This window comes from Allocoleopsis sp., from assembly GCF_036703385.1.
GTDB lineage: Bacteria > Cyanobacteriota > Cyanobacteriia > Cyanobacteriales > Coleofasciculaceae > Allocoleopsis.
This window is the reverse complement of sequence record NZ_DATNPA010000596.1, coordinates 1-23933: the sequence shown is the minus strand read 5'-3', so window position 1 is coordinate 23933 and position 23933 is coordinate 1. Positions and strand designations below refer to the sequence as shown.

The window sequence follows — 23933 nt, the reverse complement described above, 5'->3', positions numbered from 1 at the left end:
AGTAATCTGCTTAAGCATTAAGGCTCGCTGAAATTGCTTTTTTAACGCGAGTTCAGCTTGCTTTTGCTCTGTAATGTCTATGGCTACGCCTAGAACGGCTGGTGCCTCTGAACCTGCAACAAAGAAAGGAATTTTTGTGGTTTGAACGATTCGGACATTTCCTCTAGCATCTGTTAGAAATTCTTCGGGAAGGTGTTGAGGCTTGCCGCTTTCGATCACTTGCAAATCAGCTTGCCGGAATTGATCAGCCTCTTGGGTGGATTTTATCAGGTCTTCATCTTTGCAGGTGAGTATCTTCTCGACTGATATTCCGTAAGCTTCTGCCATTGCTTTGTTGGCAAGAATAAACTGTCCATCTTTATCCTTAGCAAAAATGAAATGAGGAACTAAATCAATCACTTGCCGCAGTTTTTTTTCACTCTCTTTTAACTGCTCCTCTGATAACTTGCGATCGGTAATGTCTTCGACGGAGCCTTCGTAGTAGAGTAATGTTCCTTGAGCCGTGCGAACAGCACGAGCGTTTTCTAACGTCCAGATTATGCGACCATCTCGGCGATACACCTTTTTTTCAAACCTCGATACCGTATCATTTTTTTCCATCAAGCGAACAAATTCACTCCGAGTATCGGAGTGAACATAAATTTGCTTGGCGATGTTCGTAATAGACGATATCAATTGTTCAGGAGAGGCGTAGCCATAGATTTGCGCGAGTGCCGGATTAGCACTGATATATCGCCCATCCGGTGTACTTTGAAAAATGCCCTCTATGGCATTCTCAAAGATGCTACGGTAATTCGCTTCAGCTTGCTGCTGAGCTTCCTCTGCTCTCTGACGTTCAGCAATTTCCTGCTGTAAATATTCATTAGTCTGGGTTAATTCCACCGTGCGCTCTTCTACGAGTTCCTCAAGGTGGCGGCGGTATTGTGCCAATTCCTCTTCTGCTTGCTGGCGTTCGGCGATTTCGCTTTCTAGTTTTCTATTAGCCGCTTCCAGTTGTGCGGGGCTAGGAAGAGCCAGTACATTGGGAATCAACGGAACCATTATGATTGCCGTACTTACCGAGATAGCGGCAGTAATGACTTTGAGAAAGCCAGATAACCAATAATTTGGGTGCCACAGCGTCCATATTTCCATTAAATGGGTCGTGCCGCAGGCAACGATGAAGCTACCGAATAGCAGAAAAATCCAGTTGAACGGTAAATCTTGTCGCTGGCGAACAAAGTAGACCAGCATGAGGGGAATTGAATAGTAGGCTAGGGCGATCAATAAGTCTGAGGTGAGATGCATCCCCATTATGATTGGCTTCCAGAGGTAGCATACTCCGTGGGGCATGAAGGCTAGCGCTGAGTATGAGTGTTCGTGGAGGATAAACGAGCTTGAGCCAAAAACCATATTCCACTCCCTGCTCAAAACCTACTGTTCTAGGGGGTCAACTGTGCGATCGCAACAGATGTGTTGACTGTACAAAATGTGTAATGGTTTTTCAGTCCGTATTTTCACGGATTTTTGCTCTATAGCGTTTTCTGATTCCTAGAAGAAATTGCGGGTCAGGCTCTAGTCACCGTCACGACCGAGTTTGGCATGGATTTGGAGGTAATGACTATCTTGCGTGGTGAGTTCTTTGGCGAGATGGCACTGTTTAGTGGGGAACCGAGTCCGGTATCAGTCGCCGCCGTTGACGATTTGCAAGTTCCTGCCATGTACTCAGATGCTGTAAATCTCATGATTGAACGTCAACCAATCTTGGAGCGTGAGCTCGGTCAAATTATAGAAGCGCGAAGCAAAGCGGTAAGTATGGCTCAACAGACAGAAAATGAAATAACTCAGCAAAATGGCTGAGTTATTTTTATGTCTTTTGGAGTACTATATTCTGAGCAAAATGATTTTATGCGCAAAAAGCTTCTGTTCATAATGTCATCAAAGCTTTTTATTAATTAAATCTGAACCTGAAGAGATAAAACCTTCAGGAGAAGAGATCGTGTGTTCCTAGCATTTGTCAAGAAGTCCCCCTCTCTCTTTAGCATCCGCTATCAGAGAAAAATTTTTGATGACTTTTAAGGTTGAGTTTTGTATCAGATTCAAGATTTTTGGCTTTAAGCTATTAAAAATTCATGACAAGAACGAATGACGGCTCTACTAGCCTAGTTTCAGGAGCATCTGAAAGAACAGATAATCTGCCAGGAAAGGTGTACTTTATTCGGCATGGTGAAAGTACTAGCAATGAACGCAACATTTTTGCAGGGGTACTCGATGTTGACCTCACAGCATTTGGTCGGTTGCAGGCACGCCGTGCAGGTACTGACATTAAGAATAAAGGTGTGAAGTTTGACGCCGTATATGTCTCTCATATGAGGCGTGCGCGGCAAACCTGTGAAATCGCCCTGGAGACAAGTCAGGCGCTGAAGTCACCCGATATCCCCGTTCAGATCGACCATCGAATTAGCGAAAAATCCTTTGGCATTTTTGCGGGACGTAACCTGAATCTGCTGCGTCTTGCCCTCGGCTACGAAGGCTTCGAGGAAATGTTGCATTCACACAACGAAGCACCTCCGGCTGGTGAGAAAATTGCACAAGTTTACGATCGCGCGGCACGTTTCTACGAAGAGAAGGTTGTACCGCACTTGCAACGGGGTGAAACGGTTTTGGTGGTGTGCCACCAATATGTATTGGAGCCTTTAGCACTTTATTTAAGTGGGTTACCACCAACAGCTTATAAACACTTGAAACTCCCGAATGGTAAAGCTCTCAGTCAAGAGGAGCTAGTCAAGTTTCGCGACAAGGAATCCGGTGGTGCCGCTGCCCTGCGTAAAGAAATCAACGATCTTTCCATTATGTGGGCGATTTTGATCTACGCTGCTGCCTTCTTGCTGGGAAGCTTGGTAAGGGCAGTAAGCGCCTCACAAGCAGGGATTCCCTCAGAGCTATTTCGAGCGATAATCGTTGCCTGTCTTGCCGCATCAACGTTTTATACGTACCTGGACATTGACTTTGCCGCAAGTAAACGCAAAGTAACTCCAACGGTGAAGTCTGTCGTCTACTTATGGATGTTGGCTCGATGGGGAGTTGGGCTATTTTTAATATTTTCTGGACTCTTGTATCAAAGCCCTGCCGATTTGTACAAAGTTTTGTGGGTGCTGTTTTGGATGGTGCCGCCAGCGCTTACTTCCCCAGTTTTATCGGTACTCTGGGGCGGTAATCTTTATCCCTCGGCTGTGTTGTCTAGGACGTTATCAATTATCGCTCCTATTGCGCTGCTTGCTACATTGAGGGTTGCCAACTTACCGATTAACGATTCCAGCCTGATCTTTTTTGGTGTCATTCTGATTGTTGGTCTGGCGATACCGGGAGCAATTGCCCAGTTTTGGCGTGCTCAATCTCCTGTGGAATCCAACCATCACAGTAAGAACTGGAAATTTATCGGAGTGCTGGCTGTCGCTTTAATGGCATTGGTAACAGGGTTTCAGTTTACTCCAGCAACATTCCTAAGCGACCTATTTTCCTCCACGGATACGGCGCGATCGCTAGCTTGTCTGCAACAACTGGCAATTGCCACCCTAGTATTTATCTTAATGCGCCTCTTGGCTGTACTCACTTCAAGATTTACACAGGGCAAGTTAAACAAGGCAGAAGCTCAGGATGCGTATATCCTGCTTGTCAATCCAAACTTTTTCCTTTGGGCAGCTCTGTTCATTGGAGTTAATGCGATCGCTGCCGATGTGAAGTATGCAATTTTTTGGGCATCGCTAGGGTTCTTCTGCATACCCCTCATCGAGCAGATATTGTTCATGAATGCATTTGGCAATGACATTTTGAGAGAAACACTGCGTTCTTCGAGAGTGGCAACAGAAGATGTCAAAAAGCTGTTCCATCAATTGGATACGGATGGAAGTAAGTCGCTTAATAGAGCCGAAATTATGGAACTGTTGGGGCTAATTGAAGATATGACGACAGGCGAACGTAGCTCTGAAGAAGTCAGGAAGTACATCACTGATTATCTTTTCAATATTCTTGACTCCGATAAAAATGGCACAGTCGATTTAGCCGAATTAGAAGAGTATGTATCAACGTATGGCTTGGTTGCCAATCTTAACGTTGTCCCTGCTGCTGTATCCGCAGCTTGAAGATAATTGATGATTGCTAGGGTTGAGATTAATGGACATTACACCATCCCCGAAAGAGCTAATTAGCAAAGTTCAACAACTCTAGTATTTGTCGGGTAGGCAATGCTGACCAAATAATCGTAAATCAGATACCACGAGCATGCATGAGCATTGCCCACCCCAAAAATATCTTACTTAAGTACATCCCAAGTATTAACAGGAATAAATCACCATGAAGTTAGACAAGTTCCTACTAGTACAAAACATGGCTTTTCTGATATCGATTCCACCAGAAAGCAATTTGGCTAAATTGCTTTCCTTTTGTTTGGTGGCAAAGGCTAGAAAAAATACTTCAGGAGCAGAAATCATAAAGATGACCTGTGAGCTAATGGAAAACCCATCTAATTTACCTTATTGGACTCAAGACGTGATGGGACTGGATTTGGATTACAGTACTGAGGAGTGGAAAGCGTTGGGAGAGATGGGCATAAAGGATGCAGGGGAGTTTATGGCTACCGTGTGGCAAGAATTGGAAAATTTGAGTTTGTAATATCAAGCCTTAGCCGATCTAATAAGCAAGCGTGGATAGATGCCTTTGCAGCAATTAGCGCTTTGATGTTAAACGGTGCAGGAAAAAATTCTGCACCTCTAGAAACTTTGTAAAAAGCATTAGTAAGAGCCAGATAGTCCAGAAACCCATGTCTTAAGATATGGGTAAACTCAACTTTAAATCTAGGGACAAAATATGTATTTAAATGTTGAACTTTTAGAGCAAAGTTTCGAGCGGATCAAACCTCGCGCTGAAGAATTTGCCGCCAGTTTCTACGAGAACCTGTTTACACTTTACCCAGAAGTGAAACCGTTGTTTGCCAAGACAGATATGGCAAACCAACAGAAAAAGCTGCTTAATTCTCTGGTCTTGGTAGTAGAAAATCTCCGCCATCCAGAAGCTTTAGAGCCAGTACTCAACGCTTTGGGAGGCAGACACGTTGGCTATGGAGCAATTGCCAATTATTATCCCGCCGTTGGAGAAGCACTGCTTTCTACATTTGAGCAGTATCTCCAGCAAGATTGGACTCCTGAAGTTAAGCAAGCATGGGTAGATGCCTTCAGTGCGATTACCGCTCAGATGTTAAACGGTGCAGGTGTAAATTATGCACCAGAAGAAGTTCAATTAAAGACAAGAGAAATTCCAGAAAAACAGGTAGCGACAGCACCACCCCCCCCACCTGCTGTACACAATCTAGAGGAAGTTGCACAACAACACTCAAAAGAGTTACCCGTAGAGTTACTCGAAAGCAGTTTTGAAAAAGTTAAACCTCGCGCTGAAGAATTTGCAGCTAGCTTCTATGAGAACCTGTTTAAACTTTACCCAGAAGTGAAACCGCTGTTTGCCAAAACCGATATGGTAAACCAACAGAAAAAGCTGCTTAATTCTCTGGTCTTGGTAGTAGAAAATCTCCGCCATCCAGAAGCTTTAGGGCCAGTACTCAACGCTCTGGGAGGCAGACACGTTGGCTATGGAGCAATTGCTAATTATTATCCCGCCGTTGGAGAAGCACTGCTTTCTACATTTGAGCAGTATCTACAGCAAGATTGGACTCCTGAAGTTAAGCAAGCATGGGTAGATGCCTTCAGTGCGATTACCGCTCTGATGTTAAAAGGTGTAGGTGCAGAATCTCCAGCAACAGTGATCCGAGATGAAAAAGTAGCAACCATTAAGAAGCCTTCAGAATTAAAAGCAGAACTACCAAACGAATCCAAGCCACGTCAGCCCCAAGCAGAACAACAGAAAAAGCCTATAGTATTAATTCAGTGGGATGGTGAAATCCTCAAAGAAATTCAAGGGAAAATCACCAACAGTTACCAGCAAGTTCAATCCCAATTATCCGAAAAGCAGTGGGGTGGAATCCTCAAACAGCTTTTGGGTAAAATCACAGACACTTTCTGGACACAACCAGCATGGTTAATCGCTACTGTTTCAGCTGTCTTGTTCATCGTAGTTTATGTGAGCGCGCATGAGAATTCTCTGCTTGCGAAAATTCTAGAAGGCTCTGATGCTCTCAGTCTGGTCGTTGCCGTAATTCTATTCATTAAGGAAGCTCCTGATCGCAGAAAACAATTTCACTACCAAGCTTGGAGCACGATTGATGCAGCCCACGATGTAAAAGTTAGCTATGCAAGAGTTCTGGCACTCCAAGATTTGAATGAGGATAAGGTTTCCTTGAGAGGTTTAAATGCTCCTGGTGCAGAGTTAGTAGATATTAATCTCCCTAACGCCAATCTGAGTCAAGCCAATTTGAATAAAACCGATTTCAGTAATGCCAATCTGAGCCACGCCAACCTCGATAATGCTATCCTCAGTTACGCTAAACTTGCTGGGGCCAATCTCAGTCATGCCAAGCTGAGTTTTGCTCGCTTGAATAAGGCTAACCTCAGTAGTGCCAACCTCAGTAGCGCTAACCTGATTTGTGCGGACTTGAAACAAGCCAACCTAAGCGGTGCCAATTTGAGGAATGCTAGTTTGAGTGGTGCTAACCTGGAGGGTGCCTACCTAACGGGTGCAAATCTAAAAGATGCTAAAGTGAGCATTTTTGAACTTAGTAGTGCTTTCCTTGAAGGTGCGATTATGCCTGATGGCTCAAAGAAGGAAACTAAAATTCCCTGATAGCATTTATCCACCAACCATTCAATGAATTTGCTTAAAAGAATTTTCCCCAGGATGAGCATCTTCGTTGAGCAGTTGCCTGGGTTTTGGGAGAAATCAACTATGGAAATAAGAAGGCGATCGCTACTCTGGTTGACTTTCTACGCCCTGGAATTAGATTTTCAAAGACTTGTGTTGCAGCAAGCCAACTTATTAAAGAATTTCGCAAGCCGGATTTGGTATAGCAACCGCCACAACCATTAGGACATTTCAAAAGCTGGGATTGGCAATTAGCTTTGAACCATTTGTCCTAATCGCCTTGGCGACTGCGATATCATTCATTGTCCATAGATAAGAAGAAAGCATCCCTAACTGGTCAAGCCTATAATCCCTCTCTCGCATGACCTAGTTTAGGGATGCACCTTACCCAAGGAGTATGACTGAATTAGGCAAAGCAAGCCCAAATGGTTGTCAATAAGGCTCCGATTCCTGCAACTGTAACCAACGGTAAGCGGTTAACCAGTTTCAGGTGTCGATCGCAATCGGATGTCGGAGCATAGCTGTGAATCGTCGGCTCAGTAGAGAAACCGGGGAGGTAGGAGAAGTCGAAGCGGAAGCCTTGAGGTAAATAGTCTCCTGTGGCTGCATCTTGCTCGTAGTTGCCCTGCCACTGCTTCTGGGCAATGCGGGAAATCGCTTCAACCAAGGTTTCGATTTCCTCTTCCGTGTTGTGAATTCCCAGACTGGCTCGAACGGCTCCCGGAACGTTGTGGCGGTCTCCCCGACTGGCTGCAATTTCTTCTTCAGAAGGACAGGTACAAGTTTCTTCTACTTTGAGGAGGCGCTTCATCAGAGGCTGAGCACAGAAGCAACCGTTGCGTACCGCAATGCCCGACTCGTAGGAGAGAATCGCCGCGACTAGGCCGTGAGGAACTCCATCAACTGTAAAGGTGACAACTCCCACGCGATTTTCTGTGGCTTCCGGGTCGCGGGAACCTAAGATTTTGACTTGGGGAATGCCAGATAGCTTTCGTAAGAGTAGAGAGGTGAGGTGACGCTCATGAGCCTCTACTTTATCCATTCCGACTGCTTCGAGTACCTGAATTGTGCGAGCTAACGCTAGCATACCCAGAATATTGGGGGTTCCTGCTTCGTTGCGATCGGGGGGAGCCGCCCATGTGACGCTATTGGTACTGACTGAAGCCACGGTTCCGCCACCGGGTTGATAGGGTGCAGAGGCGGCGAAGATGTCGCGCCGTCCCACCACTGCTCCGACCCCAGCAGGGGCGTTCATTTTGTGACCACTGAAAACGATGAAGTCAATGTGACCTGGATCGGTATGAGGTCTCATGTTCACACGGCGGTGGGGCACCAACTGGGCACCATCCACGACCATTAAGGCTCCATACTTGTGAGCAAGGGCAGCAATTTCGTGAATCGGGAGAACGGAGCCGAGGATGTTGGAAGCACCGGTCATGGTGACAACCCGCACTCTGCCTCTTGAGGGATCTAAGCGGCGTTCTAGCTCCTTGAGGTCAATTTGTCCCTCATGGTTGATGGGCAGATGTTCGACCTTAGCTTTGTTACGCCAGGGGAGGTCGCTGCTGTGGTGTTCTAAGATGGTGGTCAGGACGCGATCGCCAGGAGCAAACTGAATGGTGTTCGCCAGAAGATTCATCCCTTCTGTGGTGTTACGCACTGGGATAACGACATCCCGCTCACTATCCCAACCGACAAACTCTCCAACAATGCGCCGTGCTTCCTCGTAACGCTCTGTACAAAAATGGGAGTCAAAGCCGGTGCCGCGATGAATATTGGAGTAGTAGGTCTCAATCTCTCGGATAAAGTCGCTAACCACTCGAAACGGTTTGGTGCTGGCTCCATTATCCAGGAAGATTTGAGGAACATAGCGACCATCAAGCAGAGGAACGGAGTGTTGGGCACCTAGAACTTCTGGACATTGAAAAACGTCGTTTTTAGGTTGGATAGCCTTGATACTCTGTCTTTGGATTAACTGCATTGAATACTCCTTGGTCGTTTCTCTTGGGTATAAAGGTGGATGCGATCGGAAAACGGTCAGTGAATCATTAGGCAGTTGGCACGGTTGCGACAGATGTACAAGGGTATCGACTGCCTACAGTACAGTTCAAGAACCCACTAGGCGGCTGCGGCTTGCCACCTCCGGGTTGCCAATTGCTGCTGTTGCAGCTGGTGCATGTGATTAAACAAGTTCCAGCAATATTGCTCCGGTAGTCCAGAAGTGACAGCACCTCGGAGGACAACGTTGAAGTACCAGTCGTTGGGTGCAAATTCTTCTGATGTCTTGTCAATCACCACGTAGGTGCGAACATTTTTGTAACGCTGACCTTGGATTGTCACATCAACCATTTCGTGCTTATATCGACCTTCGTGAACGCATTCACGTTGATCGAGGTTAATGCTCAGCCGCCAAGGTAGTCGATACAGTACTCCTTCTACAGAACTCTTGGGGTCTTCGACAACATCGAGTACACCACAATCGCGCTTTTCGCAGTAACAATAGAAACCCAGTCGATAGCCTTTGAGCGTTGCAGGGCCAACCACATAATCATGAGTTTTTTCACCGAGCGATCGCTTTAGGTCTACCGGACACATACACGAACCATAAGCAAAATAGTAGAACGTTGCCATATTTCTTTTGTCTAAAATTTTTGTGTTCAACATAGTTATTTCGGTGTTAGAACAAACAACAAACATTTACTATGGCAAATCTTCGATCGGTGCTTAGGGGTTGCTACTCTGGAATTTCATTGCCGAAGTTCTTGTGTAGATATTCGCATAGTATCCCTATATCATGTCTAGCTTTAACTGCCCTGTTTACCGAAGTTTTATATTGCAATCTCGACCCTGAAAGTTGATGAGCGGCTGAAGCGCCGATTCTATATAAACTTCGTCTCTTCTTATCTCAGCAACTTTATCAAGGATTTGTAAAGCTTTGCTGTGAGCTAACTAGACGCAGTCAGCTACAAATTTCTGATTCAGTATTTTGAGCCGATAGACACTTATTTATCGCTGGACAGAGAATTAATTTTGAACATAAAAACATGACACTGCTGAGATGAAGCTACCTCAAGTACTGAGTTGCCAATCTACAAATGGATATTTGGTTAAATGAACATTGCTCAGTCAAAGGCTATGTAGTTCACTCGATGGTACAATTAGCCCCTGTAAGTATGCATCCGATAAATTGCGCAAAAATTTGAGCCAATTGGCTGAACATTGAGAGGCTCTTCGTAGAAGCGTGGGAATAGGCTTGAGGGGAACTGGAGCTTTAGTGATATCGAGTTGCGGTTAAACGTAGTAGCAGGCGTTAGTGATGTTCGCGCAGCTCGGTGCAGCCCAGTGCGACGCCTGCTCTACAAGATTGGATAACTTAATTTTTGGGAAATCCCTGAACAGGGCAGGATTCAGAATTGGGAATCCAGGGGCTCACAAAAATGGTTAATGCCTTGGCGAACCACATACATCAATACAGGCGTTGCCAGGATGGACGGAAGTAGAGGCGTCTCGGCGAGGTATCTAACCATCGGTGCATAGGAGCCATTGAGTAAGTCGTCGCGAAATTCCTTCTGACAAATCACAGCACGGCATTTCCGAGCTAAAGCATCTAACCACTCGGCATTATCTCTTTGAGGTTGCTGTCCGACGCGGATGGCTAATGCGATCGCAGCATCTTCCAAATCTCCTTCACAATCTTCAATCGCATCCAGCGCTCTCATTGCTTCGGGATTATTGGCTAACTCAGTGCGAAACTGAGCAATTTCTTGAGAAGTAACAGTCGTCATGGAGTCTTTTAGGAATTGCTTGTTCTTGCGGAGCAGCCGCTATCACTATTGTGCCAGAGGTCTCAGTAAGCATTTTTACTGAGCTTTAGCAAAACTGGGAGTAAATTAGAAGAGGTGTAGCGCTACAAGAAATCAATAGTCTTTCACTAGGGCAGGTACACAACCCAACCCTAATCACTGACACAAATGTGAGTTCAGGGATGAACGATGTCAAAAAACTTATTGCAAACTACCGATCCAGCTCATGACGTTCTGCGCTATGAGCGCCAACCCCTCGATGCGATCTTTGCGCCTAAGAACGTCGCTGTGATTGGTGCAACTGAAAAAGCTGGCAGCGTTGGACGCACTCTGTTATGGAATTTAATTAGCAATCCCTTTGGGGGAACTGTTTTCCCGGTTAATCCCAAACGTCCCAGTGTCTTGGGAATAAAAGCATATCCTAGCATAGGGGCGGTGCCTGAGCCTGTCGATTTAGCCGTCGTCGTGACACCGGCTCATACCGTACCGAGTGTGATTGGAGAATGCGTAGAGGCAGGCGTTAAGGGAGCAATTATCATCTCTGCGGGTTTTAAGGAGGTTGGAGAGCAAGGAATTGAATTAGAGCAGCAAATTCTGGAAAAAGCCCGTCGCGGCAACATGCGGATTATCGGCCCCAATTGTTTGGGTGTGATGAGTCCCGTAACTGGTCTTAATGCGACGTTTGCGAATGGGATGGCGCGACCGGGAAATGTGGGCTTCATTAGCCAAAGTGGCGCGCTGTGTACGTCGATTTTAGATTGGAGCTTCCGTGAGAATGTGGGCTTCAGTGCCTTCATGTCTATCGGCTCTATGCTCGATGTTAACTGGGGCGACCTGATTTACTACCTGGGTGATGATCCAGCAACCCGCAGCATCGTCATTTACATGGAATCAATCGGAGATGCACGGTCATTTTTATCGGCAGCGCGAGAAGTCGCCCTGGCGAAACCCATTATTGTGATTAAGGCAGGTCGCACAGAGGCCGCTGCCGCTGCGGCGGCCTCCCACACGGGGGCGCTCACGGGTAGTGATGAGGTGCTGGATGCCGCGTTCCGGCGCAGTGGGGTGTTGCGGGTTCACATGATTGACGATCTCTTTAACATGGCGGAGGTGCTAGCCAAATCGCCACGTCCCAAGGGAAAACGCCTAACCATTGTGACTAATGCGGGTGGCCCTGGCGTACTGGCAACGGATGCACTCATCTCAGAAGGGGGTGAATTAGCACCGTTGTCACCTCAAACCCAGGACTCGCTCAATCAGATATTGCCACCCCATTGGAGTCACAATAACCCGATTGATGTTTTAGGGGATGCCGATCCAGATCGATATGCTAAATCTTGCGCGATCGCACTGCAAGACACGAATAGCGATGGACTGCTGGCAATCCTCACCCCGCAATCCATGACCGACCCGACCCAGACAGCGAAGCAGTTTGTAGAAATGTTACAGGAACGTTCTCTGCCTGTTAAGCCAATCCTCGCTAGCTGGATGGGAGGAATCGAGGTGGCGGCTGGAGAGGCAATTCTCAACAATGCCAAAATTTTCACACTTCCCTTCCCGGACGCCGCCGCCCGTGTGTTTAACTACATGTGGCGATATGCCTATAACATGCGGGGCATATACGAAACCCCAGTATTACCAGGGGAAGGGGATGAAGATGCTCCAGACCGTGCTAGAGCCAGAGCCATTATTCGCACTGTATGGGAATCGGGTCGCACTCTGCTCACTGAGTTTGAATCGAAGCAACTGCTCGAAGCTTATAAAATTCCAACTGTGGACACCCGGATTGCCAAGTCCGAAGAGGAGGCTGTGCAGCTAGCGGATCAGATGGGATATCCCGTTGTTCTCAAGCTCTATTCTGAAACGATTACCCATAAAACTGATGTAGGCGGCGTTCAGCTAAATTTACTGGAGGCCGAAGCGGTGCGAAAAGCCTATCAGGCGATCGCATCATCGGTACTGTTAAAAGCGAGTGCTGAAGATTTCTTGGGTGTTACGGTTCAGCCGATGCTGAAATTGGACGGATACGAACTGATCGTCGGCAGTAGTCCAGACCCTCAATTCGGCCCTGTGATCCTCTTTGGTAGCGGTGGACAGTTGGTGGAAGTGTTTAAAGACCGAGCCTTGGCGCTACCACCGCTCAATACAACTCTGGCGCGGCGGATGATGGAACAGACCAAAATCTACAAGGCGCTTCAAGGAGTGCGGGGGCGATCGCCTGTAGATTTGGTAGCGTTGGAGCAATTGCTCGTTCGCTTTAGTCAGTTGGTGGTTGAGCAACGTTGGATTAAGGAAATTGACATCAATCCGCTGCTGGCTTCTCCCGAACAATTAATCACCCTTGATGCTCGTGTGGTACTCCATTCCCCGGAAACCCCAGAAGACAAGCTACCCCAGAGCGCGATTCGTCCCTATCCAATTCAGTATGTGTCCAACTGGACACTCAAAGATGGCACCCAGGTGAAGATTCGTCCGATTCGTCCGGAGGATGAACCCCTATCCGTCAAGTTCCACGAAACTCTATCCGAGGAAAGTGTTTATCTTCGTTACTTTCATCTGATTAAGTTGCAAACCAGAGTTGCCCACGATCGCCTTGCCCGGCTGTGCTTCATTGACTACAATTGCGAGATGGCACTGATTGCGCTAGCCAAAGACCCGCAAACTGGCGAACCCAAGATGATTGCTGTGGCTCGTTTGAGCAAATTGCATGGCAGGGATGAAGCGGAATTCTCGATGTTGATTAGCGATCGCTTCCAGTGCAAAGGCCTAGGTACAGAATTGCTGCGCCGTCTCCTCGAAGTCGGGAAAGACGAAAAATTGCACTACCTCACAGCTGAAATTCTCTCCGAAAATCGAGCGATGCAGCGCGTTTGTGAAAAACTCGGCTTCCGTCTCGAACCCGTACCCGGTGAATCAATGGTGAAAGTAGTTTACGAGTTACGCTAATCGTCCCGGATTGGGTGTAAGTTAAGTGACTGGGGGCTGTAACTAAGTATATTTTCCTAGGCATTTTCCCCAGCCCCCTTAACCCATCACAAACAACGAATCCAAGATTCTAGGGTAAAGACCATGATGAAAGCAGCAGACATCATGACCAAGGATGTAGTCACCATTCGCGGTGCCGCAACGGTGGCTCAGGCGGTGGACTTGATGAAGGAGAAGAGTTTACGAGCCTTAATTGTGGAGCGTCGCCATGACCAAGATGCCTACGGCATCGTCACCGAGACAGACATTGTATACAAGGTGGCAGCTTTTGGCAAAGACCCCAAGAACGTGCGGGTTTACGAAATTATGACCAAGCCCTGCATTGTTGTCAATGCTGACCTAGGTGTGGAATACGTAGCACGATTGTTTGCCAATAGCGGTATCCGACGGGCTCCGGTCATCAAAGATAAACTGCTCGGTATCATTTCAGTAACCGACATCCTCACCAAGAGTGACTTCGTGGAACAACCCAAAGAAGTTTTCTTTGAGAGCAAAATCCACGAAGCTATTGAGAACGCACGCGCTATTTGTGCTGAGAAAGGGCCGACTTCTCCTGAGTGCGCGGTGGCTTGGGATGTTGTTGAGGAGATGCAAGCCGAAGCGGCTCATCAACGATCTCGGAAAGTTGACAAAACGGCCTTCGACGAGTACTGCGAAGAGTATCCAGAAGCGCTTGAAGCTCGGATTTATGACAATTGATAGCGTTTTGCTAGATTACGGCTACCAATAAATGCCGATAATGGGTAAGGGGGAATTTACTGGCTATTACCCATTACCCAATTTTTGACTATAGTCATGCTATTCGATTTGTGAGAATCATCAAGGTAGAGGCGTAGCGGCTTGCCGTAGCATCCCACAGCGTCATAGAGAACGCAGAGGGAGTTCATGAGGAAAGACAGATCCTCTGCTCAATGATTAAGAGCGCTATATAGGTTGTAGTAATAAATCCAATTTTGTTTCTAATGCTCTATCCTGAGTTCAATTTTTTGAACTATTTATTCAGGTAACATTTAAAGCCTAGTAACATGGCGGTGAAGAAGTCAAAATGTTTTGAGACATGAGCATTGCCAACACAAATCAGACCCTTTTGATAGAGGAATCGGAGAGAAATGTTCTCTTATTTTTTAATTATGTCATTTTGATTGGGGAGCATTCCAAGGCGTACAAGTATAACTTCCGGATGGGGCAGGCGAAACGAGTAGCAAAGTTATAGGGCAAGCAAGAGTCCACTCCACAAGAACACTATTTATGCAATAGTGGGATGCAGTCTCTCAATACCGCCTAAGTGGCGCTATTAAATGATTCCCTGATACTGAACTGGTGTTCTAGTTTTTAACAGACACCTGCCCTAGCAATCCTAAATAAATTGTAAAATTCTCTCTTCTATTTCAGGGGTGTTCTGGAGCCCCTAGAGTGGGACGCTGCGGCAAGCCGATACGTGTCTACGTTATTGTTCACCAATCAAATAGGACTGCTATAGCAGGGGAGAGATAGAGAGTTCCAGAAAAAAGCACCTGACCAAAGCCAAGAAGCCGAAAATAGCTGAACGCAATGATTTCTCCCGCACCAAAAGTCCAGCATACCCAGGGCATCATACTGCTTGTTGCTGTAACCATGCTCTGGGGTACAACATTCCCGCTCGTTAAGGAAACAGTTATCAACCTTTCGCCAGGGGCACTGATCGCCATCCGTTGCGTCTTGGCAACGCTGGCATTTGCCGTGCATTTGCGAGACTTAAATGCTCGATTGCTGCGCAATGGGGCACTATTAGGAATTCTACTCTTTGCCTCTTTAGCAACCCAAGCGCTCGCCCTTGAGACGACGATGTCTGCCAATCGGGCGGCCTTTATCGCCAGCCTGAATGTCATCCTAGTACCGCTCTTGGGACAGCTACTGGGTCAGCGCGTACTAGTGAGAACCTTCATCGCTGCCGGACTAGCGCTAGGCGGCATTGGGGTGATGTCGTGGGAGGGTGGAGTGTTCGGCATCGGTGATTTTTGGATGTTATGCGATGTCTTGAGCTATGCGACTTACATCCTGATGCTGGAGTCGGTCACGCCACACCACTCATCTCAGTCACTAACTGCAATTCAGCTGTTGGTGGTAGCGGTGCTGGCCTCACTTTGGACAGCCCCTGAACTGATTGGGCAGATTGAGGCGATCGGTACAAACTTCCTGCCAGTTCTCTACCTTGCTTTAGTGACTGCCGCAACCACCTGGCTGCCAGCCGTAGCTCAGAACTGGGTTTCTGCCCACGAGACAGCGCTCATCTACACCTTCGAGCCAATGTTTGCAGCAGGATTCTCTTTTTGGCTACTCGGCGAGAAACTGGGAGTACGCGGTTGGTTAGGTGCAGCGATGGTCTTAGCGGCAATGGTTCTGAACCAGAATCAGACGAGCAATGTTACCCTGAAAGTCGTATCTTTCTCTGAAGAAGAGACGGCCATTCAAGCCATTAGAACAGCTGTTTTTATTGACGAAGAAGGCATTTCTCCATCCTTAGCCTTTGACGAACACGATAAAACAGTGGAGCATATCTTGGCTTATTTAGATGAACAGCCAGTAGGCACTGCCAGAATTCGCTATGTAGATAGTCAGCTAGCCAAGATAGAAAACCTAGCCGTCTTATCTACAGCTAGAGGCATAGGCATTGGCAAGAAACTAATGGAAAATGCCCTAGAAATTGTTGAGCAAAATCACATTCCGAAAGTGGTCATTGATGTTCCAGGGAATGTGAGAGCATTTTATAAAAAATTAGGCTTTGATACTTTATCAGAAAAATGGACTGAAGATAGCATTTTCTATGTGGAAATGAGTAAAGATTTGTTGGGTAGAGAGAGTTCATTACAGGAATTAGAACCTCTGATAATTGGTGATAATCCCGTTGTTTTAAGGACAGCTGATTTGTCTTTTTTGCATACACATGCTTCAGTTGATGAGCCTGTAAACATTTCAAGTTAATTGCTGAGGAAATTAAGCAGGGAAACAAGGCTATGTCCTACTCATTTTCTTGCTCCAGCAGTAACGTCACTGGCCCATCATTTTCAATGGAGACTTGCATCATCGCACCAAACTGACCCGTTTCTACCCTTAAGCCACTTTGCCGTAACTTCTCGACAAACGTTTCATAGAGCTGTTGCGCTGTTTCTGGTGCTGCTGATTGAGTAAAGGAAGGGCGGCGTCCTTTACGACAGTTACCGTAGAGAGTAAACTGACTGACGACCAAGAGTTCGCCCCCAATCTCCTGAACAGATTTTTCCCAACGATCCGTGCTGCCGTTATCACCCGGAAATAGCCGTAAGTCCAGACACTTTCGCGCCATCCAATCAAGTTCTACCTCGGTATCTGTATTGGCAATCCCAACTAAGAGAGTCAATCCTCTCCCGATTTGGCCAACAATAATACCACCGACTTCGACTTGAGAAGATTTTACTCGCTGGATAACAATACGCATCTGTGACAGCTCCTATACAATCTCTTGATTCCCAATTCCCTTTAAGTGAGCGACTTGAGAAGTCGGGGATTCTAGCATAAGCCTTTTAATTACGAATTACGTAGCTTGCTTCTGGCGTAGCGAGTATTCATAATTCCGAATTATTGTTGAAACTGTTCTAATCTAGTGAGCTGTCAAGGCAGAAATGACAAGTTCAAATAGCCTCAATCCCTTTATTTTTTCGAGAAAGCCAACTACTCAAAGCTAGATGGACAGCCCACTAGGACGATACCCGACAGAAAGACCAGCTTGAACTAAACCACAGACTTTAAGACTTAGTTTGATTTGACGAGCCGTGCAACGTTGCACGGCTCGTGTTCCGTAACCGTTAAATTTGTTGGCAAACCCATAGTAGTCCACCTCAGATTAAGACTATCTGCATCGCATTACAAGTAATATTGGTGTATTACGATAAATTTAAAAAAAAACCTTCCTTGAGACAGAAAAATAGAACTTAACAATTGTATGATCCCAAAAGGATGTGCTAACTCAATGTTAGCAAAGGGAGCCATTATCTACAGGGTGGCGATGAAGGTCAATATCGAGTCAGGGACAGGTCTTCTAGGGGGAACATCCTATTTTTGCAAATATATATTTTTCTTTATCAGTACTATTCCCCTTGTCACTTCTCAAAACTATTTGTACAACTTTGGGATGCATCCTATTGTAGTCGGTCGAACTTTGTTAGCTATACATTATTGATGAGAGTGCTTGTCAAGGGTTACAATCGATCATCTAAATTAGAATTACAATGCATAGTAATTAAAGCTTGAATTAGTAATACTCTGGTCTAATTTTGCTGAGAAAAATAAGAATTTAATCTGACTAAATATGAGCAATAACACAGCCATAAAAATCGCTGGATACCAAGTTTTTAGTCAAATCTATGAAAGTGCTAATTCTGTTGTCTATCGAGGCATCCGAAAGCCAGATCAAAAAGCAGTAATCCTCAAAGTTCTCAAACAAGACTATCCTACTCCCTCTGAGCTAACCCGATATAAGCAGGAATATGAAATTACCCGCAATCTGGATATAAATGGTGTGGTTAAAGCTTATGCCTTAGAACCCTATCAAAGGACTCTGATCATTATCTTAGAGGATTTTGGCGCATCATCCTTAAAGCAATTATTCAATGGCTTTGTAGAGGCAGAGCATGTCTTATCTCTACCAAAATTCCTTAAGCTAGCCATCAAGACGGCTGATATTTTGGGCAATATTCACAGCAGCAATATTATTCACAAAGATATTAATCCATCCAATATCGTCTTTAACCCAGAAACAGGGATTGTCAAAATCATTGACTTTGGCATCTCCACTCAATTAACCCGCGAAAATCCTACCCTGAAAAATCCCAACGTTCTCGAAGGCACATTAGCCTATATGTCGCCAGAACAAACGGGACGAATGAACCGTTCTTTAGATTACCGCACTGACTTTTACTCTCTCGGCGTTACCTTCTACGAACTACTTACGGGACAGTTACCTTTTGAGAGTACCGATGCGTTGGAACTGGTGCATTGTCATATCGCTAAACAGCCGATATCCCCTCATCTTTTACGAGGAGAAGAGGGGGAGAGAGGGAGAGGGGGAGAACCTTGTCCTAAAGCCGTTTCGGATATTGTCATGAAGCTGATGGCGAAAACGGCAGAGGAACGATATCAAAGTGCCTGGGGACTCAAGGCTGATTTAGAAGAATGTCTCTTTCAGTTACACGCTAATGGGACTATATCAGGCTTCCCTCTTGGTTCCAGGGATGTTTCCGACAAGTTTCAAATTCCCCAAAAACTCTACGGACGAGAGTCAGAAGTTGAAACCTTGCTAACAACATTTGACCGGGTGAGTCAAGGAGCAACTGAAATGATGCTAGTGGCAGGTTATTCCGGTATTGGTAAATCAGTGTTGGTCGCAGAAATTCATAAACCCATCACGCAAAAGCGGGGCTATTTTATCTCTGGAAAATTCGATCAATTCCAGCGCAATATTCCCTACTCTGCTGTCGTCAGTGCTTTCGTCGGATTGGTACGGCAACTGTTAACGGAAAGTGAAGCACAACTCAACCTTTGGAGGGAAAAAATTCTTGCTGCTGTTGGTTCCAACGGACAGGTAATAACTGATGTGATTCCGGAAGTAGAACTGGTTATCGGCAAGCAATTACCCGTGCCAGAATTAAGCTCTGCTGAGTCTCAGAATCGCTTTAATCTGGTTTTCCAAAACTTCATTCGGGCATTTTGTGCAAAAGAACACTCCTTGGTTATCTTTCTAGATGATTTGCAGTGGGCAGACTCTGCTACTCTCAAGCTAATCGAACTGATGATGACGGATGCGGATACACAATACCTATTTCTAATAGGAGCGTATCGGGATAACGAAGTCAATCCCAATCATCCCTTGATGATGACTCTTGATGGGCTACGGAATTTTGGGGCAACTGTCAACTTTATTACCTTAGCTCCCTTAGATAGCAAGCATATTAGCCAGTTAATTGCCGATACTTTGCACAGTGATACCTCTTCAGTAAAACCATTGGCAGAGTTGGTAGTGCATAAAACTGGAGGCAATCCTTTCTTTGTCAATGAATTTCTCAAAACCCTGCACGCCGAGAACCTGATAACTTTTAACCTCCCTCTTTCCCCCCTTACTAAGGGGGAAAGTCAAGGGGGGTTCGGCTGGCAGTGGGATATTTCAAATATTGAAGCCAAGGGCATTACTGACAATGTGGTGGAATTGATGATTGGTAAGTTGCAAAAACTGCCTCTAATGACACAGCAAGTTTTACGCTTGGCGGCTTGTGTAGGTGCTGATTTCGACTTGAACACCCTTGCTATCATTAGTGAGAAATCCACATCGGAAGTTTCTAAAAACCTAACAGCAGCAGTTCAGTCCGGGTTAATTCTGCCCACATCCGAGTTAGACGAAGAACTGTTAATTCAAGATTATAAATTCGCGCATGACCGGATACAACAAGCGGCGTATGCTCTGATTGATGATGACCACAAAAAAGGGTTGCATCTCCAAGTTGGTCGGCTGTTACTAGCAAATGTATCTGTTAATTCGCTATCGGAAAAAATCTTTGAGATAGTCGATCATCTGAATGTAGGGCGGGAATTGATAAGAGATGAAGCCGAATTTGTTGACTTAGGTCGATTGAATCTTGAGGCAGGGAAAAAAGCCAAAGCTTCAACGGCTTACGCGGCGGCTTTAGCTCAATACTTCACTCCAGGAATAGAGGTTTTGCCTGGAGATACTTGGAAAACTCATTATGACCTGACTTTTAATTTATATCGAGAAAAGTCTGAGTGTGAATATCTCTGCGGTAACTTCGACAAAGCAGAAGAGTTGTTTAATCTTATATTAAATCAAGCAAAATCTAATTTAGATCGAGCTGAAATCCATAACATTCGTTTTGCTTTATATGATAACAGGGGTCAATATGTAGAAGCTCTTCGTATAACTTCAGAAGCATTAAAAACTTTTGGAGTCAGTTTGCCCACAACCAACAAGTCAGAAATTTTGTCATCACTTGAATTCGAGTTGCAGGTATACCGCTCCAATCTAGAAAGAATTAAGATAGCTAGTCTAGTTAATGCGCCAGAGATAACCAATCCAGAAATTAGAGCCTGTATGAAACTCTTAAGGGATATGACTGGGCCTGCTTATTTTACTGACCAAGATTTGGCAGCTTTGACTGCACTCAAAATGGTCAACCTTTCTATTGAACACGGCAACTCAGAGGTATCAGCACACGGATATAGTTTCTGGGGACTTATAGTTGGCCCAAGATTAGTTGACTATGAGGCGGGTTATGAGTTTGGTCAATTAGCTGTAAGGCTTACCGAACAGTTTAATAATGTTAATTTAGCTTGCAGAGTTTTTACTGCTTTTGGTGGCTTGATTAGTCCCTGGCGAAGCCATATTAAGGAAAGTCTTACGATTCTTAGAAAAGGCTACCTAGCTGGCATAGAAACGGGAGATGTTTATGCCACCTATAGTTCTTATAATTTGATTTTGCAAAGACTTATCGTTGCCGATAATTTGAATAGTATTCTTGAAGAATCTAACAAGCATCTTGATTTCCTGAAGCAAATCAAAAATTATGTTTTTGCTGGAGTCCAGCAAATGTATAAATCTTTTATATTCAATTTACAGGGATTAACTCAAAATAAATTTTCATTAAGTGATGAGAAATTTGAGGAAGTTCAGTGCATCCAGATGTTGCAGGAAAATCTTTGCCTACCTGGAGTAGCGACGTATAACATCTTTAAAATCCAAATCTTATTTCTTTATGAAGATTATGAAAATGCCCTAAATAGGACACGAGAAAGCCAGGAAACTGTGGTTTTCGTTTCCGGTGTACCCATTCAAGCTGAATATTATTTCTACTATTCCCTAAGTTTAACTGCTCTTTATCCGACCAGCAGTAATGAAAAACAGAAGGAGTATAGGGAAGCCCTAGAAACTAACCAACAAAAGATGAAAATTTGGGCAGATAACTGTCCGGAGAACTTCCTCCATAAATACCTGTTGGTGGAAGCGGAAATCACTCGTGTTTCTGGTCAAGAAATAGAAGCAATAGAATTGTACGATCGCGCGATCGCTTCAGCCCGTGAAAATGGCTATATCCAGAATGAAGCCTTGGGCAATGAACTAGCAGCCAAATTCTGGTTAGGTAAAGGCAAAGAGGAATTTGCTCAACTCTACATGAAGAAAGCTCATTATGGCTACCAGCTTTGGGGCGCTAAGCGCAAGGTGGAAGATTTGGAGGAAAAATATCCGCAATTAGTGGCTAAATCATCTGGCGTGAGGAGCATTACAGATACATCCACAGCAACAACCAGAATCACTAGTACTGGAACAGCCGTAGCTTTAGATTTAGCTACTGTGATGAAAGCATCTCAAGCGATGTCCGGCGAAATTGTACTGGATAAATTACTTGCTTCTTTGATGATAATTCTCATCGAAAATGTCGGAGCGCAATGCGGATACTTACTTTTAGCAACTGAGGGGAAACTGCGGATTGAAGCGTCAGGTTCCGTAAATTCCGATACCATCACAGTGTTACAGTCAATCCCTATTGAAAGCGATCGGAGAGTTTCGCTAACCATCATCAATTATGTCGCTCGTACTTGTGAAAGTGTGGTTTTGAATGATGCCACTTATGAGGGCAACTTTACTAACGACCCCTACATCAAACAGCATCAGCCCAAATCTATCTTGTGCGTTCCTTTAATTAACCAAGGCAAGCTCACCAGTATTGTTTACCTGGAAAATAATCTGACAACTGGAGCCTTTACCCCTGATCGCTTAGAAGTCTTAAAAATCCTCTCCTCTTCTGCCGCCATCTCCATTGAAAATGCACGGCTTTATACTGATTTAGCCGAGTCTAACCGCACCTTAGAAACGAAAGTAGAGGAACGTACAGCCGAATTAGCCGTAGCGAAAGAAAAAGCTGAAGTTGCAAATCAAGCCAAAAGCACCTTCCTCGCCAACATGAGCCACGAACTGCGTACCCCCCTCAACGCGATTCTTGGCTTTTCCCAACTGATGACTCGCTCTAAAACCCTACCCCCTGAACACATTGAAAATGTCGGTATCATCAGCCGTAGCGGCGAACACCTGCTCACCCTGATTAACAACGTCCTAGATTTATCCAAAATTGAGGCAGGACGCACCACCCTGAACGAAACCAACTTCGACCTCTATCGCCTGCTTGACGACTTGGAAGATATGTTTCGCTTCAAGGCTGATGATAAGGGATTGCAGTTGATTTGCGATCGCGCATCGGACGTTCCTCAGTATGTGAGAACAGATGAAACCAAGTTGCGTCAAGTCTTGATTAACCTGCTCAATAACGCCCTCAAATTTACCAAAGAAGGAGGGGTATCAGTGCGAGTTGGCATAGTTCGTAGTACGCACTTCAGTGCGTCTTTAGGGGCTGAAGCCCCCACTAAAAACCTTTCTTTTGAAGTCGAAGACACAGGAGAAGGCATTGCGCCGGAAGAATTAGACAGCCTCTTTGAAGCCTTTGTGCAAACCAAAACAGGCAAAGAATCCCAAGAAGGGACGGGCTTAGGCTTGCCCATAACGCGCTCTTTTGTGCAACTGATGGGCGGAGAAATAACCGTCAGCTCTTCTGTTGGCAAGGGCACCCTCTTCAAGTTTGACATTTTAGTTAGTCCGGTTGATGCAGCTTCCATCCAAACCAAACAACCCACTCGCCAAGTCATTGCCCTAGAACCCAACCAACCCCGCTACCGTATCCTGATTGCCGATGACAAATGGAGCAACCGCCAACTCCTAATTAAACTGTTAAATCCCCTTGGCTTTGAACTGAGAGAAGCCAGCAACGGTGAAGAGGCTGTTGAAATCTGGGACGAGTGGGAACCGCATTTAATTTGGATGGATATGCGGATGCCAGTTATGGATGGCTACGAAGCCACCAAACGCATTAAAGCCACTACTAAAGGTCAAGCCACTGCCGTTATTGCTTTGACAGCCACTAGTTTAGAGGAAGAAAGAGCCGTTGTTTTATCTGCGGGTTGCGATGATTTTATCCGTAAACCGTTCCGAGAGGCAGACATTTTTGACACGATGAACAAACATATTGGTGTGCGCTACATCTATGAAGATATCAAGGCTCCTCAATCCCTAGCAGGAACAAATACCAACACGGCTGTCGATATTCAAGATGCCCTAACCCCGACTGCTCTTGCCGCTCTCCCCTTCGATTTACTCACTCATTTAGAAGAGGCGGCAATCCGTTCCAAGATGAATCAGATTGACAGCCTAATTCATGAAATCCATACCCTTAATGCCCCTTTAGCCGATGCCTTGACGATTTTAGCTGAGGGTTTTGAGTATCCCAAGAT

At 45.5% G+C, this 23933-nt stretch carries 15 protein-coding genes; 9 read left to right on the top strand and 6 right to left on the bottom strand.

Annotated features, from left to right (window positions below; genetic code table 11):
• Nucleotides 1–1392, bottom strand: a 1392-nt coding sequence (locus V6C93_RS28675) for a PAS domain S-box protein (RefSeq protein WP_333480083.1), incomplete at its 3' end; no start/stop codon positions are given.
• Nucleotides 1393–1539: 147 nt separating this feature from the next.
• On the opposite strand from V6C93_RS28675, the gene V6C93_RS28670 reads away from it, so the two are divergent.
• The 5 genes from V6C93_RS28670 (at nucleotide 1540) to V6C93_RS28650 (ending at nucleotide 7011) form a co-directional block, all read left to right on the top strand.
• Nucleotides 1540–1839 carry a cyclic nucleotide-binding domain-containing protein gene (locus V6C93_RS28670; protein WP_333480084.1) on the top strand — a complete coding sequence of 100 codons (300 nt, stop codon included), beginning with the start codon at nucleotides 1540–1542 and terminating at the stop codon, nucleotides 1837–1839.
• A 272-nt stretch (nucleotides 1840–2111) separates the two neighbouring features.
• Entirely contained in the window at nucleotides 2112–4121 is a 2010-nt protein-coding gene (locus V6C93_RS28665; protein ID WP_333480082.1) for a histidine phosphatase family protein, read from the top strand.
• A 211-nt stretch (nucleotides 4122–4332) separates the two neighbouring features.
• Complete coding sequence (locus tag V6C93_RS28660) at nucleotides 4333–4650, top strand: hypothetical protein (protein ID WP_333480081.1); 318 nt, start codon at nucleotides 4333–4335, stop codon at nucleotides 4648–4650.
• 195 nt (nucleotides 4651–4845) lie between these two features.
• Nucleotides 4846–6768, top strand: coding sequence for a globin domain-containing protein (locus tag V6C93_RS28655; RefSeq protein ID WP_333480080.1), 1923 nt, complete (start codon nucleotides 4846–4848; stop codon nucleotides 6766–6768).
• A 102-nt stretch (nucleotides 6769–6870) separates the two neighbouring features.
• Nucleotides 6871–7011: a hypothetical protein gene (locus V6C93_RS28650; protein WP_333480079.1), complete on the top strand. Its 141-nt coding sequence runs from the start codon at nucleotides 6871–6873 to the stop codon at nucleotides 7009–7011.
• A gap of 181 nt (nucleotides 7012–7192) precedes the next feature.
• On the opposite strand, the gene V6C93_RS28645 is transcribed toward V6C93_RS28650, so the two are convergent.
• The 3 genes from V6C93_RS28645 to V6C93_RS28635 form a co-directional block, all read right to left on the bottom strand.
• Entirely contained in the window at nucleotides 7193–8767 is a 1575-nt protein-coding gene (locus tag V6C93_RS28645) for an aminotransferase class V-fold PLP-dependent enzyme (RefSeq protein ID WP_333480078.1), read from the bottom strand.
• Nucleotides 8768–8904: 137 nt separating this feature from the next.
• Nucleotides 8905–9450 carry a gamma-glutamylcyclotransferase gene (locus V6C93_RS28640; RefSeq protein WP_333480077.1) on the bottom strand — a complete coding sequence of 182 codons (546 nt, stop codon included), beginning with the start codon at nucleotides 9448–9450 and terminating at the stop codon, nucleotides 8905–8907.
• A 743-nt stretch (nucleotides 9451–10193) separates the two neighbouring features.
• Entirely contained in the window at nucleotides 10194–10571 is a 378-nt protein-coding gene (locus V6C93_RS28635; RefSeq protein WP_333480076.1) for a hypothetical protein, read from the bottom strand.
• A gap of 207 nt (nucleotides 10572–10778) precedes the next feature.
• On the opposite strand from V6C93_RS28635, the gene V6C93_RS28630 reads away from it, so the two are divergent.
• The 3 genes from V6C93_RS28630 to V6C93_RS28620 all read left to right on the top strand — a co-directional run bounded on the left by V6C93_RS28630 (nucleotide 10779) and on the right by V6C93_RS28620 (nucleotide 16535).
• Nucleotides 10779–13535 (top strand): bifunctional acetate--CoA ligase family protein/GNAT family N-acetyltransferase, encoded by a 2757-nt coding sequence (locus V6C93_RS28630; protein ID WP_333480075.1) that lies wholly within the window; start codon nucleotides 10779–10781, stop codon nucleotides 13533–13535.
• Between the two features lie 123 nt (nucleotides 13536–13658).
• The gene (locus V6C93_RS28625) at nucleotides 13659–14273 is read left to right on the top strand and encodes a CP12 domain-containing protein (RefSeq protein WP_333480074.1); all 615 of its coding nucleotides are present in this window, start codon (nucleotides 13659–13661) and stop codon (nucleotides 14271–14273) included.
• A gap of 852 nt (nucleotides 14274–15125) precedes the next feature.
• Nucleotides 15126–16535, top strand: coding sequence for a GNAT family N-acetyltransferase (locus tag V6C93_RS28620; protein WP_333480073.1), 1410 nt, complete (start codon nucleotides 15126–15128; stop codon nucleotides 16533–16535).
• A gap of 37 nt (nucleotides 16536–16572) precedes the next feature.
• On the opposite strand, the gene dtd is transcribed toward V6C93_RS28620, so the two are convergent.
• Nucleotides 16573–17028 (bottom strand): D-aminoacyl-tRNA deacylase, encoded by a 456-nt coding sequence (gene dtd / locus V6C93_RS28615; protein WP_333480072.1) that lies wholly within the window; start codon nucleotides 17026–17028, stop codon nucleotides 16573–16575.
• Nucleotides 17029–17271: 243 nt separating this feature from the next.
• Nucleotides 17272–17427: a hypothetical protein gene (locus tag V6C93_RS28610; protein WP_333480071.1), complete on the bottom strand. Its 156-nt coding sequence runs from the start codon at nucleotides 17425–17427 to the stop codon at nucleotides 17272–17274.
• Between the two features lie 471 nt (nucleotides 17428–17898).
• On the opposite strand from V6C93_RS28610, the gene V6C93_RS28605 reads away from it, so the two are divergent.
• A partial coding sequence (locus V6C93_RS28605) for a hybrid sensor histidine kinase/response regulator (protein ID WP_333480070.1) occupies nucleotides 17899–23933 on the top strand: 6035 nt, incomplete at its 3' end.